Raw genomic sequence first — 15,737 nt, forward strand, 5'->3', positions numbered from 1 at the left:
GAGCGCGGACCGGAGCCGCAGCAGCGAGCCCAGGAACCAAAAACGAAAAAGGAATGATGCGGAGATCGGCCTGCTATGCGTGTGCTGACGAGTTTTGAGGCTCGCGCGTTTCGATACGCCGCAGACCGATCATGAGGGCTTCACTGCTTGCCGCTGGCTCGATCGATCGTCGCAAGGAGTTCGGTTAGCGCCTGTTTGCAGGATGCCTGCTCGGGTTTGGCGGCGCGCAATGCCGCGAGCGCACGGTCGATCGCCTTGTCGACGGCATGCCAATCCGCCGCCGCGCGCGGTTTCAGCGAAGGTTCCGCGTCGTCCCAAGAAGTTTCGAGGTCTTTGATGCGTGTCTTCGCGCCGGCAAGATCGCCTTTGTCGACGAGCGTAGCGGAGTCGCTCGCGATCTTGCGGAAGGGCGCGAGATCGCCAAGCTTCGAGGGCGTCGCGGCGCGAGCCGACGCGACGATCATGCCGCCGCCCGGAAGCTGTGCCAAACCCGCGAAGGCGAGTACGGCAGCCGAAGCGAAAGTGATGGTGATTTTTTTGATGCTCATTGATTCGTTCTCCTTAGCATTGAATCCGCTTGGCGCGGGGGAGAGGGCGGTGTCGCCCCCGTTCATTGAACCAGTCGAAGCTCCGGCTCAGCGTGAGGTTTGCCCGCGAGGGCCGCGCTCGATGGCGCTCTGCCAAGCCACGAGGGCGACGATGACGGCGAGGAATGCGATGCTCGTGCGAACCGTGCCCAGGCCCACTCCGCCGTATTCGCTGGCTTGCGAAAGCAGGTCCCCGAGCGAAGCGCCCAACGGGCGTGTCAGTATGTAGGCGACCCAAAACGTCAGCACAGCGTTGCCGCCCAGGTAATAGGCGAGTGCAGTGATGCCGATAAGCGCACCAAAGACCACTACGCCGAGTCTGAATCCGAGGCCTAGCGCTTCGGTCGCGAGATCGCCGGCAGCCGTGCCGAGCGCGAACGTCAGCAGGATTGCGGCCCAATAGAACAGTTCTCGGCGATGCGTGACGATCGTGTGAATCGAAAGCGTCCGTTCGCAGCGATACCAAAGAAGAAAGGTGGCCGCGAGCGCGACGGCGAAAACGGCGGTGCTGGCGTAGAGGCTCACGCCGAGCGTATCGGTGAGCGCATCGGTGATCTGTGTCCCGACGATGCTGACGAGCACGACCGTGAGCCAGTAGGTCGATGGTACGTACCGGGTGGCGTTGAGTTGCCGGAGGAGCGCGAGCACCAACAGCGCGAGCATGAGTGCGCCCGTCACCGCGGTGCCGAGACCGACATGGACAGCGAGGTAGTCGGCCCCGGTCTCGCCGACGGTCGTCGACAGGATCTTGATCAACCAGAAAACGGCGGTGACTTCGGGCACCTTGTTCAGCATCTCGGCGGCGCGGCCAGTTCCAAGCTTGTTCACATTCTTCTCCTAGGTCTACGCATCGTTCGGTGGCCGATCGGGCGGGGCGCGACGATGCGCACCTCGCAAGGCCGGGAACCGTGTGCGAGAGTCTGCTTGGACTTTGCTTACGAGAAGCTTATGGCCTACACCATGATGAATCCGTGCCGCATCCCGAGCATCACCGCTTCGGTGCGGTTGGTCGCACCGAGTTTGCCGAAGATGGAGGAGAGATGGAATTTCACCGTGTTGTCCGAGATGTCGAGTCGCCGCGCGATGTCCTTGTTGCCGAGTCCGTCGGCGAGCATCGCCAGCACTTCGATCTCGCGTAAGGTCAAGGCTTCGAACGGTTTGCCGGATGCCGTCTGGCGCGACGGTCTTCGTCCGGCCAGTAGCCTTGCGAGGGTATCGGGCGACAGCACGCAAAGGCCCGCGGCGACTGCTTCGATGGACATAACGATTTCGGCGGGCATCGCGTTGCGCGGCAGGATCGCCGCCGCATCGGCGGGTAGCACATCAAGGAGCCAGTCGCTGTCCGTATCGTCGCTCAACAGAACGAGCGACGGTGGCGCGTGCCCGAGGTCGAACAGCGTTTTGATCGCGTCGCTCGCCTCCGGCTCGATGTCGGTCACGATCACATCCGGCACCGACCCGGCGAGGCAATCGACGAGCGTTTCAGCATCGGCTGCACTACCTAAGAACGCAAGTGCCGGGTTCGCCTCGACAAGCGATTGCAGGCTAGCGCGCACCTGCGACGATGCCGCAATCACCAGGACCTGAACCGGCGCCCTGTGTACCGTTTGTCCATCCGACATTTCGTCGCTTCCCGGACATCACCTGCACGAATTCCGTTGGGGGCGTTCGCCCACTGTTACCGAATACGCGTGGCGTTCGCCACCTCGGATCAACGCGATTTGCAACTGCTGCCCAATGCTTGCGGAGCCCAGCGCGGCATGCAAGTCATTCATGTCGCTGCAAGGCTTGCCGTCCAGTTCGATCATCACATCGCCTATCAGCACGCCACCCTGTTCCGCAGGACCGCCCGGTGCAAGCGAATTGATCAGCAAGCCGCTACTGAACGGCAGGTTCATTTTTTTGACCCATGCGTCCAGCAGGCTGACCTGCTGTGTGCCGACGCCAAGGTAGCCGCGTGAAACGCGCCCTTTAGCCAACAATTCATCGGCGACGCGCTCCACTGTCACCGCGGGAATCACGACGCCGGCGCCGCGCATCAGTGCCGACGTGCAGATGCCCATGACCTGCCCGCGCATATCCGCGAGGGCCGCCCCGGAGAAACCCGGACGTAGACCGCCGTCCAGGCGCACGAACGCATCGAGCTGTCCATTTCTCCAGGTGCGCCACGGACCACCCGTGCTGCCGATCACGCCAAAATCTGCGCTGGTGCCGAACTCGTCCGCCCGCGCGACCGCGAGCGCAAGATGACCCGGCTTCAGTGAGCTGGCATCGCCAGAATCGATAGGGTCCAGGTCCACGCCGTCCAGTTTCAGCACGCCGACGTCGGAGCCCAAATCCAGGCCCGCGAGGACTGCGGCGACCGTACGGCCGTCGGTCAATGTGACCTCGATCCCGTCCTCTCGCCTGATCGTGTGTGCAGCCGTCACGACTACGCCATTTCGCCAGATTACCCCACTCGACGGCATGCGATGTCCGCCGTGTACTGCCACGACGCTCCGCCCGACTCGCACGGCAATGTCTGCCAGATTGTCCGACAGATCCATCAAAGGATTTCCGCTCGAGGATGTGGTTTCCATTTCAAGTCTCCTGCCAATTGCATGCGAGCTGCTTGCGCTTCTCGTCATCGTCAATTGCTCACTTGCCCAATGCGGGTAGAGCGTTGTGACGACGGTTTCACAATGACAGAAGGACAGGGGGCGCACATCACCCAAATGGGTAGCCGGGTAGATGCGGTGCGGATTTCGCTAAGCAGCGTGAGGCAGAGATCGGGACATACGAGCTTGAATCGTCGGCAACCGCTATCTCGGCCCTGCGTCGAACGGCTACGCGCGGCTTGTCACGCCGACATCGGCAAGCCATCGCGCGACACGCAAGAGCAAGGCCGACTGATCTTCAAACTGTTCGATTCCCTGCACCTGCGGCGCGCCGCAGATTCCGAACACCGGTTTGCCCCATTGCAGACCGAGCGCAATTTCGGAAAGCGTGCCGAGTCCTCCTCCCACTGCAACAAGGCAGAGCGATGCGCGCGCGATCAATGCATTACGCGTGATGCCGAGTCCCGTCGGCAATGCCACGCTGAGATAGGGATTCGCTTGTCCATCATCGTCTTCGGGAAGCAAGCCGACGACGAGCCCATTGGCTTTACGTGCGCCGCGGGCAGCCGCCTCCATGACGCCGCCTTTACCTCCGCAGAGAAGCGCGACGCCTGCGCCTGCAAACGCATGCGCAACCGCTTCCGCAGTGCGCAGCTGCTCCTCGGTAGCAACGCGCGGCCCAATCATCGCCATCGGCATCGCGAGCCGATCCGGTCCCTGTTGACGCAACGACACGCGTTCGAGCGCTGCCGCGACCGCAGTCCCATCATCCCTAGCGACGTCTGACAATGCATTCTCCGATTGCAAGGACACAGGTGCATAACGCGGTCAGTATGATCGACAGCACGGCCACCTGTGAAAAATCTGTCTGCCCGTCAGACATTTTCAAATACATCAAGAGCGGCAGCATATTGATCTGCGTGCCGGCCAATGCGAGGGCAGTTCCGTACGTCCCGAGCGCGATCGCGGTGACGAGGCACCACGCTGAAAGCACCGACGGCCAAAGCTCGCGCCATGCGACGTCGAGCCATGCCCGCCAAGGGTGCGCGCCGAGTGTCATCGCTGCCTCGAGCGGCCGCCGGTCGAGATTCGCGAACGCTGGAAAGAGCATGAGCGCAACGCGCGGAATGAGGTAATAGGCGTATGCGATGACGAGGCCCGTGATCGTGTAGATCAAGCCGCCCAATTTCGCCGCATCGGCGCCGAAACGAGCAAGCAGCATCGTCACGAATCCGGCGCGGCCGAACGTCAGAATGAAGCCGTAGGCGATCACGAGCCCCGAAAACGCGAGCGGCACGCCAAGGATGGCCAGCAACCAGCGCCGCTCGCCAGGAGGCCGTCCCGCAAGCTCGAAGGCGAGCACGAGACCGACGCCGGTCGACAACGTACCGGCGCCCAGCGCCAGCGCGAATGAATGCGCGATCGCACTCACGACGAGCGGGTCGCGCGCAATGACGGCGAATGCAGTGCCACCGTTGCCGCAGGCTGCGGCGACGAGCGCGGCGAGCGGCAGTGCGAAGCACACCGCCAAAAGAACGCCTGCCGGCGCCGAGCCGAAGCGCCGAATGAGGCCCTCTCGCTCTAGTAACGAGCCGCGCATCGCCTCATCCTCACTTGCCGAGTGTGGCTTGCGACCAGAGCTGATCGATTTCGGCCTTGTGCGCCGCGGCCTTCGCGACGTCGAGCGGGTGAACTTGCGGCGCGTTCGGCATCTTCGCGGCGATTTCGGGGGCGAGCGTGACGCCGGGCACAGCCGGCCGCACGTAGCCCTGCGCGAACAATGCCTGACCGACGTCGCTCATCACCAGGTTCAGCCACAACTGCGCAGCGGCGGGATTCGGACCTTTCTTGACGAGACTCATCGCATAGGGCGCCGAGACGCTGCCGTCCTGCGGAATCACGACATCGACCGCGTCGCCCATGCCGTCCGTGTATTTAGCCTTGAGGCCGTCGTTCTCGTAGCCGATCAAGATTGGAATCTCGCCTTTGACGAACTTCGCGTAAGGCGTCGTGCCTTCGACGCGCAGCACGTTGCCCGCCGACGTCAGTTTCCCGAAGAAGTCGGCACCGGGCTTCGGATTGTCGACATTGCCACCGAACGCGTAGGCGGCCGCGAAAACGTCGACTTGTCCCTGGCCTGTCGAGCGCGGATCGAGGTAGACGACCGCATTGCGATATTCAGGCTTCAGCAGATCGGCCCATCGCTGTGGCACGTCCTTCACGAGTTTCTTATTGACGAGGAAGGCAATGTTGAGCGAATGCACGGTGAACCAGCGGCCGTCGGCCTCGCGAAACACAGTAGGCAGCTTGTCGAAGTTGACCGGTTTGAACGGTTCGACGACATCTTTACTCACCGCGTCGAGCGCGGATGCCGCGAAATAATAGGCCGTATCGGCCTGCGGGCGATGGCGCGACTTGTCGAGGGCGACGACCGTTGCGGCCGAACCTATGTCGTTGTAGGTAATCTCGACCTTCGGATAGCGCCTGCGAAATTCGGTAAACAGTGACTTCCAGTTCGCCCATTCGGGACCCGTATCGAACGAGACGACGATTCCCTCATCGGCGGCTTTGGCGTAAAGCGCATCCTCGCCGGGGTAAAGCGATGCGCCATGCGCCGTGGTCGCTGCAAGCGCTGCGCACGCGCCGAGCAAGACGCCGATACGGCGCAAGGCGGTCGAGAGGGTCAGGACTGCAGACATTCGGGTTCTCCGTTGGGCAAAGGGATGGATTGAGTGTCGGGCGTCGCATTCAACGTAACGAGATGGCGCGGATCGATGGCGATGCTGCTTGTCGGAAGCGATCGGCCTTCGCATAACAGCGGCTGCGATGAGCCGCTCGGCAAAAAGTCGTAGCGTTGCGTAGCGCCGAAATACCGAATTTCGCCGAGTACGCCGTCAATGCGATTGGCGGCGCCTACAGGCGGATTAGGTTGGATATGCTCGGGTCTCAATAGCAATTCGACGTAATCGCCGATCTGGCGAATGCCCGTATCGGCAGTCAGCAACGCGAACCCCACGTCGACCGTGTCTTTGGCGCGGATGCGGCCAGACAGGATCGTCGAATGGCCGACGAAACGCGCGACCTGCCCCGAAACGGGACGCTCGTAAAGCTTGCACGGCGTGTCGGCCTGCAGCACGCGGCCGCCCTCGACGACTGCGACGCGATCGGCCATGCTGAGCGCTTCCTCTTGATCGTGCGTGACGAGCAGCGTCGTGGCGCCGCTTGCCCGCTGCAACGCACGAATCAAATCTCGGAGTTGATGGCGAATGCCAGCGTCGAGGGCGGCGAGCGGCTCATCGAGCAGCAAGACGCGCGGCGCGATCACGAGCGCGCGAGCGAGCGCGACGCGTTGCTGCTGCCCACCCGATAGCATCGTCGTGCCGCGATCCGCATGCGACGAGAGTCCGACGCGCTCAAGCATCTCGAGCGCGCGGACGCGCCGCTGCGAGGCCGGCACGCCACGCATGCGCAGGCCGTAGGCGACGTTTTCGACGACGGACAGGTGGGGAAAGAGCGCGTACTGCTGAAACACCATACCGACCTCTCGACGCCAGACCGGCACGCCGGCCATGTCGTCGCCTGCAATCGCGATGCGCCCGTCGTAGCCGTCGAGCAGGCCGGCAGCAAGGCGCAGCAGCGTCGATTTGCCCGATCCGCTGCGGCCCATGACGGCGAGCAGTTCGCCGGGCTGCGCTGCGAGCGTGACGGCATCGACGCCATGCCCGCCGCGCGGATATTTGAAGCTGACGTTGTCGAAATCGAGGCTCATGCTGATTACAGCCTGTTGATGGTGTTGATCGACGCGAGCGTGGCCGCCACGGCCAGGACGAGCAGGACGACGGTTGCGGCGCAAGCCAAGCCGGAAGCGCCGTAAAACGCTTGGAGCAACACGACCGGAAAGTTGCGGTAACGAAAGCCCGCAATCAAATTCGAGATCTGAAATTCGCCGATCGAGAGCGCCGAGACCATCACGAGGCCCGAAAACAGGCTCTGCCGCAGGTTCGGTACGACGATCGAGAAGAACTGACGTGAGGGCGTGGCGCCCAACGTCGCGGCACAGTCTTCGAGTTGTGCCAGATCGAGATGGCGCAAGTCGCTGAGCAGCGTTTGCACGAGATAGGGGAGCGTCAGCACGGCGTGCGCGGCGACCATCAACGGCAGCGTCCCGAGCCACGGCAGCGTATCGCCGCCGAATACAGAGATATAGCCGAAGCCGAGGGTGAGCGCCGGCACGGCGACAGGCATCAGCATAACGACGCGCGACGCGGCTCCTCGCCCGCTTTCCGCGCGGTGATTCAACGCATAGGCGAGCGGCAAGCCGATGCAGGCATCGACTGCGCAACAAGCCAGCGCAACGACGAAGCTCACGCCAAACGCTCGTCGGAAACTGGCATCCGTTGCTAACTCGACAAACCAGCGCCAGGTGAAGCCGCTCGGGAGTAAGGTATTCGTCCAGCTTTTGCCGACTGAGCCGATCAGCAGCAATACCATCGGCATCAGCAGATAGAGCGCGAACAGCGCGACGACGGCGCGAACCGCGATTCGTCCGATGGACGGCTGGGCGCTCCTTTGACGAAACGGCACAGTCGGGGCTGGCGCGGTGTTCGATGTCAAGTCTTTCTCGCGTGTGTTCGATAAATGACTCGCCGCGCCCCGCTGCGCAAAGCTGCCGGAGGCGACGACGCAACGTGCAGTTTGCGGGGCGGACATTGCATCGTCATGAAACGAGGGTAAAAAGCACGCAATGTACTGTGCGGATTTGGAACAGCTCCAATGAAGTCTTCTTGCCCGAGTACCGTGGAGTTGCTCACGTTCCTGGCGTCCGCGAAGCACCTCAACTTCTCGCGTGCGGCACGCGAGCTGGGACTGACGCCGAGCGCGGTCAGCCGACAGGTATCGAATCTCGAAGCCCAGGTCGGCGTCCGGCTTTTCGTACGCGACGGCCGCCAGCTCGCGCTCACGCCGGCCGGGGCCACGTATCACGCACGAATCAAGGAGCCGTTGCGTGAAATCTGTCACGCTTCGCTGGAACTCCTCGCCTCGCGCGAGGAAGCCGATTTGCTCACGATCGCGAGCGTGCCTACCTTTACGACAAGATGGCTCGTGCCGCGTCTGCCGCGCTTCCTCGCGTCCGCGCCGAACGTGACACTGAGCTTTCGGCGACATCTGGCGCACGGCGATGCGTTTCCACCGGAGCTCGATGCGGCCGTTCGCTACGGAGACGGCCGTTGGGAAGGAGTGCTAAGCGACTACCTGGACGGACATACGTTCGCGCTTGTCTGCTCGCCCGAGTTTGCGCAGCGGCATCCGATCCGCGAGCCGGCCGACGTTGCCGACGCGCCTCGGCTCGTGCATGAGCAAGCCGCAACGGCATGGATTAAGTGGGCGGAGCGGCATGGCGTGACGCGGATGCGAGCCCTGGCGGGACCACGCTTCGAGCAATACGCGGTACTGATACAGGCGGCGTGCGCGGGGCTCGGTCTCGCGCTCGTTCCGGCGTTCCTGATTCGCGATCTGCTCGGGTCGGCGGCGCTCGTCGAGCCGATCGATGCACCGGTCGACGTCGATGATCAGGGCCACTATCTCTGCTACTCGGGGGAGCGTCTCGCCGCCAAACCCGGGCTGCAACGCTTCAGAGCCTGGATGCTCGAGGAATGTCGGGGTTGAGGCGTATCGGCTGTCGCGCCGCCGCTGCTGTTAGCCGGCAGCGCGTCGGTCGCCGATATCTTTTCAAGTGATCGCGGCTAGCTTGGCCGCCCGGCTTCGATCCATGCCTTCGTTTCCGCCATCGTCAACCGATAGCGCGCACAATTGAAAACTTCCAGCTTCGCCAACTCATCGGCGAGTATGGTGTGGAATCCCGGTGCGGAGTCCTCAGTGAGTCGAAGCTCGGACGCTGCCTCGACTGCGGTTTTTCCTCCGCGTACGACGAGTCCTATCGCCTCACTCAGTGCTTGCCGATAACGCAGACGCATCGAATCGGGCACTCCCATCGATTCGAGCACGACCTTGTATTTATCGATCGAACGCCGATAGGTCCACTCGAACAGATCGACAGCGAGCGAGACGTCGCGCAGTTCGTAGACGCCTATCATCGCAACCGCGTAATCGTGCAAGTCGACATCCAGAAACGATAGGGGCGCGCAGTTGTAGAGCATCAGCGGAATGTTCGCCGCCAGGCGGCTCGTACGCTTGTTGCCATCCTCGAACGGCTGCAGATAAGCAAGGTTCGTCCATAGGAAAAACGCTGCTTCGACAGGGTTCCTGATCAATCGAGCTTTGCTGACGATGAGGTCGAGCATTTCCTCCAGGACGGATGGCACCTGCATCGGCAGGTAGGTCGTATCGCTGATGTTGACGACCTTTTTACGGATCGTTCCGAGACCGTCTTCATCGACGAGCAGGTTCTGCATCAGCACCGCGTGCAAATTGCGGATAACGGGTGTCGACAGGCCTTCCGTCGGCACAGCGTCGACAAGAAACTCGATAGCGCTCTTGTGGTTGAGCAGCATCACGGCATCGAAATCGCCATCGGCTATGCCGCTTTCGAACAGTTTGCGCGTGTCGAGCAGCGTGAACCGATTGCCTTCAAGGCGCGAGGACGACCATGACAAGTCGATCAGCAGCTGCTCCAGCACCTTGCGGGCGTACGTGCCCGCCGGCTGTTGCCACCGCATGCGTCCGGCGTTTGCGAGCTGGATGGCGAGCGGCTCAGGGATCAACCATGATTTGTTGGGTTCGTAGTGGTCGACGAAATCGCGTTTGTAAGAAACGGGGGCGCGGCTCGCCAATGGAGCGGCCAATCGCCGACGCGCGGCAACGCTCGCAGGAGACCATTGCATCTCTGCCGGGCTGAGCGTATCGACCGCCGGTTCCGGCGAAGGTATGTTCGAAGCAAGCGAGTAGCGCGTTGCACGGCCCGTCCCTTGGCGGTTCACTCGGCCTGCCGCGCGCAGGTCGTCAAGAAGCCGCTTTATCGTCGCGAGACTTTTCCCGGTGGCGTTGGCAAGTTCGGAAGACGTGACATGGCTATGGCCCTGTGCCGCAAAACGGCGTAGGGCTTCAATGACGTCTTCGGCGGGCGGCAGTCCAGTTCTCATGAAAATCGGCTCAGAATCGGCTCAGAATCGGCTCACAGTTGAGCTGATTCTGAGCCGATTTGAGCCGATTCGCAAGATTTTGAGCCGATTCGGCATGCAATGAGCCGATTCGTGAGCCGATGAGCCGATATTTTGGTCGGTAACCACCCACATGAACGTCGGGCTTCCGGCCAGCTCCAATGAAAAGGCCCGGCAGGGCAGCCGGGCCTTTCGAACGGCCGCGCTTCGACGATCGAAGCGCGGCGATGACCACTCGGACGGCGGAGCGCGCCGGCACCCGCGCCTTACGCCTTACGCCGCCAACAACGACCGCAGCACGAACGGCAGAATCCCGCCGTGCTTGTAGTAATCGACTTCGATCGGCGTATCGATGCGCAACAAAACGGGCACACGCTGCTCCTTGCCGTCCTTGCGATGGATCACGAGCGTGACTTCTTGCTGCGGCTTGAAGTCGTCGCCGAGGCCTTCGATGTCGAACGTCTCCTCGCCGGTGATGCCAAGCGACTGGATGCTGTCGGAGCCCTTGAACTGCAGCGGCAAGACGCCCATGCCGACGAGATTGGAGCGGTGGATTCGCTCGAAGCTACGGGCGATGACAGCTTTCACGCCGAGCAACTGCGTGCCCTTCGCGGCCCAGTCGCGCGATGATCCGGTGCCGTACTCCTCGCCGGCCAAAATCACGGTCGGCGTGCCGGCATCGATGTACTTCATCGCGGCATCGTAAATCGACAGTTGCTCGCCGCTAGGCTGATGAATCGTCAGCCCGCCCTCCACACGCGTGCCGTCGGCCTTCGGCGGGATCATCAGGTTCTTGATCCGCACGTTCGCGAACGTGCCGCGCATCATCACGTCATGATTGCCGCGGCGTGAGCCGTAACTGTTGAAGTCGGCCTTCTGCACGCCGTTGGCCTTGAGCCACTTGCCGGCCGGCGAATCTTCCTTGATCGAACCCGCGGGGCTGATGTGGTCCGTCGTGACGGAATCGCCGAAGACGCCGAGCGCACGCGCACCCTTGATCGTCGGAATCGCGTCGATCGGCTGCATCGAAAACTGCTCGCCGAAGAACGGCGGTTCGGCGATGTAGGTCGACTTCGGCCAGTCGTAGACTTGACCTTCCTCGCCCTGAATCTTGCTCCACAGGTCGCCTTCCTTCGTGAGCTGCGAGTAGTTCTTGCGGAACGCTTCGGGGTCGAGCGCATATCTGAGCAACGCATGAACCTCTTCGCTCGACGGCCAGATGTCGCCGAGGTAGATGTCCCTGCCGCCCTTGCCCTTGCCGACGGGCTCCGTCATCAGATCACGCGTGATCGTACCGGCGATCGCATAAGCGACGACGAGCGGCGGCGAGGCGAGGAAGTTTGCGCGGATGTTCGGGTGAATGCGCGCCTCGAAGTTGCGGTTGCCCGACAACACGGCGGCCGCGACGATGTCGTTCTTCGTGATCGCCTCGTTGATCTCGGGCGTGAGATCGCCGGCGTTGCCGATACAGGTCGTGCAGCCGTAGGCCGCGAGCTCGAAACCGAGTTGTGAAAGGTAGGGCAGGAGGCCCGTCTTCGTCAGGTACTCGGTCACGATCCGCGATCCCGGCGCGAGCGAAGTCTTGATATGCGGCGCCACGGTCAGGCCCGCCTCGACGGCCTTCTTCGCCAACAGGCCGGCGGCCAGCAGCACGCTCGGGTTCGACGTGTTCGTGCACGACGTGATGGCGGCGATCACCACGTCGCCGTTCTTCAGCTTGATGCCGTTCGACGTCTCGTACACGGTGTCCAGTTCGGCCGGCTTCTTCGCAAAGCCGTTTTCGCCGACGGGCTTCGAGAACAGATCGGCGAACGTCGACTTCACATAGCCGATTTCGATGCGATCCTGCGGACGCTTCGGACCGGCGAGTGACGGGGCGACGGTTGCGAGGTCGAGCGTGACGACCTTCGTGAAGTCGATCTGGCCTGCCTTCGGAATCCCGAAGAGCTGCTGCGCCTTGAAGTAATTCTGGAAAGCGGCGATTTCGGCATCGGTGCGGCCGGTGCCCTTGAAGAAATCGATCGTCTTTTCGTCGACGGGGAAAAAGCCCATCGTCGCGCCGTACTCAGGCGCCATGTTGCCGATCGTCGCGCGATCCGGAACCGCGATCGATTCCGTGCCCTCTCCAAAAAACTCGACGAATTTGCCGACCACCTTCTCCTTGCGCAGCAGCTCAGTGATCGTCAGCACGAGGTCCGTTGCCGTGACGCCTTCGCGCAGCTTGCCCTTGAGCTCGACGCCGACGACGTCCGGCGTGAGGAAGTAGACGGGCTGGCCGAGCATGCCGGCCTCGGCTTCGATACCGCCCACGCCCCAGCCCACGACGCCGATGCCGTTGATCATCGTCGTATGGCTATCGGTGCCGACGAGCGTGTCGGGGTAGTAGACCGAGTCGCCGTTTTCGGCCTTCTTGTGGACGCCGCGCGCGAGGTACTCGAGGTTGACCTGGTGCACGATGCCGACGCCGGGCGGCACGACCTTGAATGTGTCGAACGCTTGCATGCCCCACTTCATGAACTGGTAGCGCTCGTTGTTGCGCTGGAATTCCAGCTTCATGTTGAGATCGAGCGCGTCCTTCTGGCGGTAGTAGTCGACCTGCACGGAGTGATCGACGACAAGGTCCACGGGTACGAGCGGCTCGATCAGCTTGGGGTTCTTGTCCATGCGCTGCGCCACGCCGCGCATCGCGGCGATATCGGCGAGCAGCGGAACGCCCGTGAAGTCCTGCAACACGACACGGGAGACGACGAACGGAATCTCGTCGACGCGCGGCGCGTTCGGCTTCCAGTTGGCAAGCTGTGCGACGTGCTCTTCGGCGACCTTCTTGCCGTCGAAGTTACGCAGCACCGATTCCAGAACGATGCGGATCGACACCGGCAGGCGCTCGATCTTGACGTTCAATGCCTTGCCGAGCTCGGGCAGCGAGTAGAACTTCCCTTTTCCTGAGCCGCTGTCGAATTCCTTGAGCGTGTTGTGGAGGTTGTGGGCCATGGTTTGTCCTAGGTTTGGAGCGAGGAAACAACGATCTTGTTGCCTTTCTTTCTGAAACCTTACTTGAACCTTGTAACGAACTACTGTATCCGATTCGATGCTCGATCAAATGACATACAGATCGACGTACTCGTTGACCGGCATGGCTTCGAGCCGCGTCTGCTCGAGCGAGACGTCGATAATCGCTTGCTGTTGCTTCGCCGGAAAGCGCCTCGCGAGGTTCGTCCTGAACTTCTCGACGAGCAGCGGCACACCCTCGGCGCGCCGACGCCGATGGCCAATCGGATATTCGACGACGACTTCATCGAGCGTCGTCCCGTCGTCAAGCTCGACGGTCAACGCGTTGGCGATCGAGCGCTTGTCCGGATCGTGATAATCCTTCGTGAACTGCGCGTCTTCGACGCACTGCATCTTGGCACGCAGCGCGTCGATACGCGGATCGGCCGCCACGGCGTCTTCATAATCGGCCGCGGTCAGTCGTCCGAAAAGCAGCGGCACCGCGATCATGTACTGAATGCAATGATCGCGGTCGGCCGGATTGTTCAGGGGGCCTTTCTTGTCGATGATGCGAATCGCCGCTTCGTGCGTGCGAATCGTGATCTTCGCGATGTTTTCGGCCGTCTTGCCGTTCGCTTTCAGGACGCCGTGCAGCGTCATCGCCGCTTCGGCGGCGGTCTGCGCATGAAACTCGGCCGGAAACGAGATCTTGAACAGCACGTTCTCCATCACGTACGAACCGTAGGGGCGCTGAAAGCTGAACGGGCGGCTTTCGAACAGCACGTCGTAAAAGCCCCAGGTTGGAGCCGTGAGAACGGACGGGTAGCCCATCTCGCCCGTCTTCGCGATCAGCGCGAGGCGCACGGCGCGCGAGGTGGCGTCGCCGGCCGCCCATGATTTGCGCGAGCCTGTATTCGGCGCATGGCGATACGTGCGCAGCGAATGTCCGTCGACGAACGCGAGCGAAACAGCGTTGATGAGCTCGTCGCGCGACAGTCCGAGCAGCCAGCCGACGACTGCCGTCGAAGCCACCTTCACGAGCAGCACATGATCGAGCCCGACGCGGTTGAACGAGTTCTCGAGCGCGATGACGCCCTGAATCTCGTGCGCCTTCACCATCGCAATCAGCACGTCCTGCATGGGGAGCGGCTTCTTGCCCGACGCGACGGCAACGCGCGAGAGCCAATCGGCCGTCGCGAGAATGCCGCCGAGATTGTCCGACGGATGACCCCACTCGGCCGCGAGCCATGTGTCGTTGAAATCGAGCCAGCGGATCATCGCGCCGATGTTGAACGCGGCCTGCACCGGGTCGAGCTGAAACTGCGTACCGGGCACCTTTGCGCCATGCGGCACGATCGTACCCGGCACAATAGGGCCGAGCAGTTTCGTGCATGCCGGATAGGAAAGCGCTTCCAGGCCGCAACCGAGCGTGTCGATGAGGCAATGGCGCGCCGTTTCGAGCGCGAGCGCGCTGTCCACCTCGAAGCCGAGGACGTAATCGACGATATCGACGAGTACTCGATCAGGCTCTGGCCTTACGTTCGAAGTCGAGGCGGACATGGTGGTCGGCTCGTGGAGGAAGAAAAACGATCAGTCGCCCTTCTTCAACGCGTTCGATTGCGTCGGAGCGGGCGCGCCTTGCGCCATCGCCGTAGTCTGGCATTCGTCCGCGAGACGCCCACCGTCGTGATCCGAGAACAGCATCGCCTTCGTCGGGATCACGACGAGGTCGAGGCCGGTCGCCGCGTCATGGAAGCGGTCCGCGCCCGTCGTCGTCGATTCGCGCGGCAGGTTGTAGTTCTTGTTCGCCCAGTGAATGGTGACGATCTGGTCCTTCTTCATGTCGCCCTTCAGGTCGAACGAAAGCCCTTCACTGCACTTCCACTCCACGGAGCCTTCGGGGATCGGATCGTTCTTGGCGGCAGCCGTCGTTTCGCGCGACTTGCGCTTCACGAGCCGGTGCTTCGGCGCGGGCGCCTTGCCTACCTTCTTCGTGGCAGTCGTCGATTGCGTCGACTGCGTTTGAGCGGACGCGTCCGCTGCTGCGAGCGACATCGTGGCGGAAATTGTGCCGATAAGGGTTGCGATCAGCAATTTTTTCATGGGAATGCCGGACCTTTCGATTTTGGAATAGATGACAGGGACAAATGACAGAGACAAATGACGAGCCCCTTGGTTGCAGTGCCACCGCGAGAGCCGCGGGGCGCCGGGCGGGGTGCCGCGCGTCCCGTCCATCTGACTGGGCGCGCGCGGCGGTCGCTATTTTCTCCTATTTAGCGGGACGAACTTCATACTTTCTGGGCCGGTGTAGTTCGCGCTGGGCCGGATGATCTTGTTGTCGATCCGCTGCTCGATGATGTGCGCGCTCCAGCCGGAGGTGCGCGAGATCACGAAGAGCGGCGTGAACATCGCCGTCGGCACGCCCATCAGGTGATAGGACACGGCGC

15 protein-coding genes are annotated in these 15,737 nt (G+C 62.3%); 1 reads left to right on the forward strand and 14 read right to left on the reverse strand.

Annotation, left to right across the window (positions count from 1 at the left end):
* Positions 1-140: 140 nt before the first annotated feature.
* The 9 genes from C9I57_RS03375 to C9I57_RS03415 all read right to left on the reverse strand — a co-directional run bounded on the left by C9I57_RS03375 (position 141) and on the right by C9I57_RS03415 (position 7,894).
* A complete protein-coding gene (locus C9I57_RS03375) occupies positions 141-548 on the reverse strand; it encodes a histidine kinase (protein ID WP_107149184.1) in 408 nt (135 codons plus the stop codon).
* Positions 549-635: 87 nt separating this feature from the next.
* A complete protein-coding gene (locus tag C9I57_RS03380; RefSeq protein WP_107149282.1) occupies positions 636-1,382 on the reverse strand; it encodes a COG4705 family protein in 747 nt (248 codons plus the stop codon).
* Between the two features lie 158 nt (positions 1,383-1,540).
* Positions 1,541-2,209, reverse strand: a complete 669-nt coding sequence (locus C9I57_RS03385) for a response regulator transcription factor (protein WP_107149185.1) — start codon at positions 2,207-2,209, stop codon at positions 1,541-1,543.
* 18 nt (positions 2,210-2,227) lie between these two features.
* On the reverse strand, positions 2,228-3,133 hold the full coding sequence (locus C9I57_RS03390) for a S1C family serine protease (protein ID WP_107149186.1): 906 nt from the start codon (positions 3,131-3,133) through the stop codon (positions 2,228-2,230).
* A 279-nt stretch (positions 3,134-3,412) separates the two neighbouring features.
* Entirely contained in the window at positions 3,413-3,883 is a 471-nt protein-coding gene (locus C9I57_RS03395; protein ID WP_107149283.1) for a TIGR00725 family protein, read from the reverse strand.
* 73 nt (positions 3,884-3,956) lie between these two features.
* Positions 3,957-4,784: an ABC transporter permease gene (locus tag C9I57_RS03400; RefSeq protein WP_107149187.1), complete on the reverse strand. Its 828-nt coding sequence runs from the start codon at positions 4,782-4,784 to the stop codon at positions 3,957-3,959.
* Between the two features lie 10 nt (positions 4,785-4,794).
* Positions 4,795-5,883, reverse strand: coding sequence for an extracellular solute-binding protein (locus tag C9I57_RS03405; RefSeq protein ID WP_107149188.1), 1,089 nt, complete (start codon positions 5,881-5,883; stop codon positions 4,795-4,797).
* On the reverse strand, positions 5,868-6,953 hold the full coding sequence (locus C9I57_RS03410; protein WP_107149189.1) for an ABC transporter ATP-binding protein: 1,086 nt from the start codon (positions 6,951-6,953) through the stop codon (positions 5,868-5,870). The genes C9I57_RS03405 and C9I57_RS03410 overlap by 16 nt, the downstream gene beginning before the upstream one ends.
* Positions 6,954-6,958: 5 nt before the next feature.
* Positions 6,959-7,894 (reverse strand): ABC transporter permease, encoded by a 936-nt coding sequence (locus C9I57_RS03415; RefSeq protein ID WP_440130170.1) that lies wholly within the window; start codon positions 7,892-7,894, stop codon positions 6,959-6,961.
* 63 nt (positions 7,895-7,957) lie between these two features.
* Between C9I57_RS03415 and C9I57_RS03420 the strand changes: the two genes are divergently transcribed.
* A complete protein-coding gene (locus C9I57_RS03420) occupies positions 7,958-8,851 on the forward strand; it encodes a LysR substrate-binding domain-containing protein (RefSeq protein WP_107149190.1) in 894 nt (297 codons plus the stop codon).
* Positions 8,852-8,928: 77 nt separating this feature from the next.
* Here C9I57_RS03420 and C9I57_RS03425 read toward each other — a convergent pair whose 3' ends face one another.
* The 5 genes from C9I57_RS03425 to C9I57_RS03450 all read right to left on the reverse strand — a co-directional run.
* Positions 8,929-10,284, reverse strand: a complete 1,356-nt coding sequence (locus tag C9I57_RS03425) for a Fic family protein (RefSeq protein ID WP_107149191.1) — start codon at positions 10,282-10,284, stop codon at positions 8,929-8,931.
* 291 nt (positions 10,285-10,575) lie between these two features.
* Positions 10,576-13,293 (reverse strand): aconitate hydratase AcnA, encoded by a 2,718-nt coding sequence (gene acnA / locus C9I57_RS03435; protein ID WP_107149193.1) that lies wholly within the window; start codon positions 13,291-13,293, stop codon positions 10,576-10,578.
* Positions 13,294-13,398: 105 nt separating this feature from the next.
* The gene (locus C9I57_RS03440) at positions 13,399-14,850 is read right to left on the reverse strand and encodes a bifunctional 2-methylcitrate dehydratase/aconitate hydratase (protein WP_107149194.1); all 1,452 of its coding nucleotides are present in this window, start codon (positions 14,848-14,850) and stop codon (positions 13,399-13,401) included.
* A 30-nt stretch (positions 14,851-14,880) separates the two neighbouring features.
* Positions 14,881-15,393 carry a hypothetical protein gene (locus tag C9I57_RS03445; RefSeq protein ID WP_107149195.1) on the reverse strand — a complete coding sequence of 171 codons (513 nt, stop codon included), beginning with the start codon at positions 15,391-15,393 and terminating at the stop codon, positions 14,881-14,883.
* Positions 15,394-15,549: 156 nt separating this feature from the next.
* On the reverse strand, positions 15,550-15,737 hold a 188-nt coding region (locus C9I57_RS03450; protein WP_369008102.1), incomplete at its 5' end, for a citrate/2-methylcitrate synthase.

The organism is Trinickia symbiotica (assembly GCF_003028655.1).
Classification (GTDB): Bacteria; Pseudomonadota; Gammaproteobacteria; order Burkholderiales; family Burkholderiaceae; genus Trinickia; species Trinickia symbiotica_A.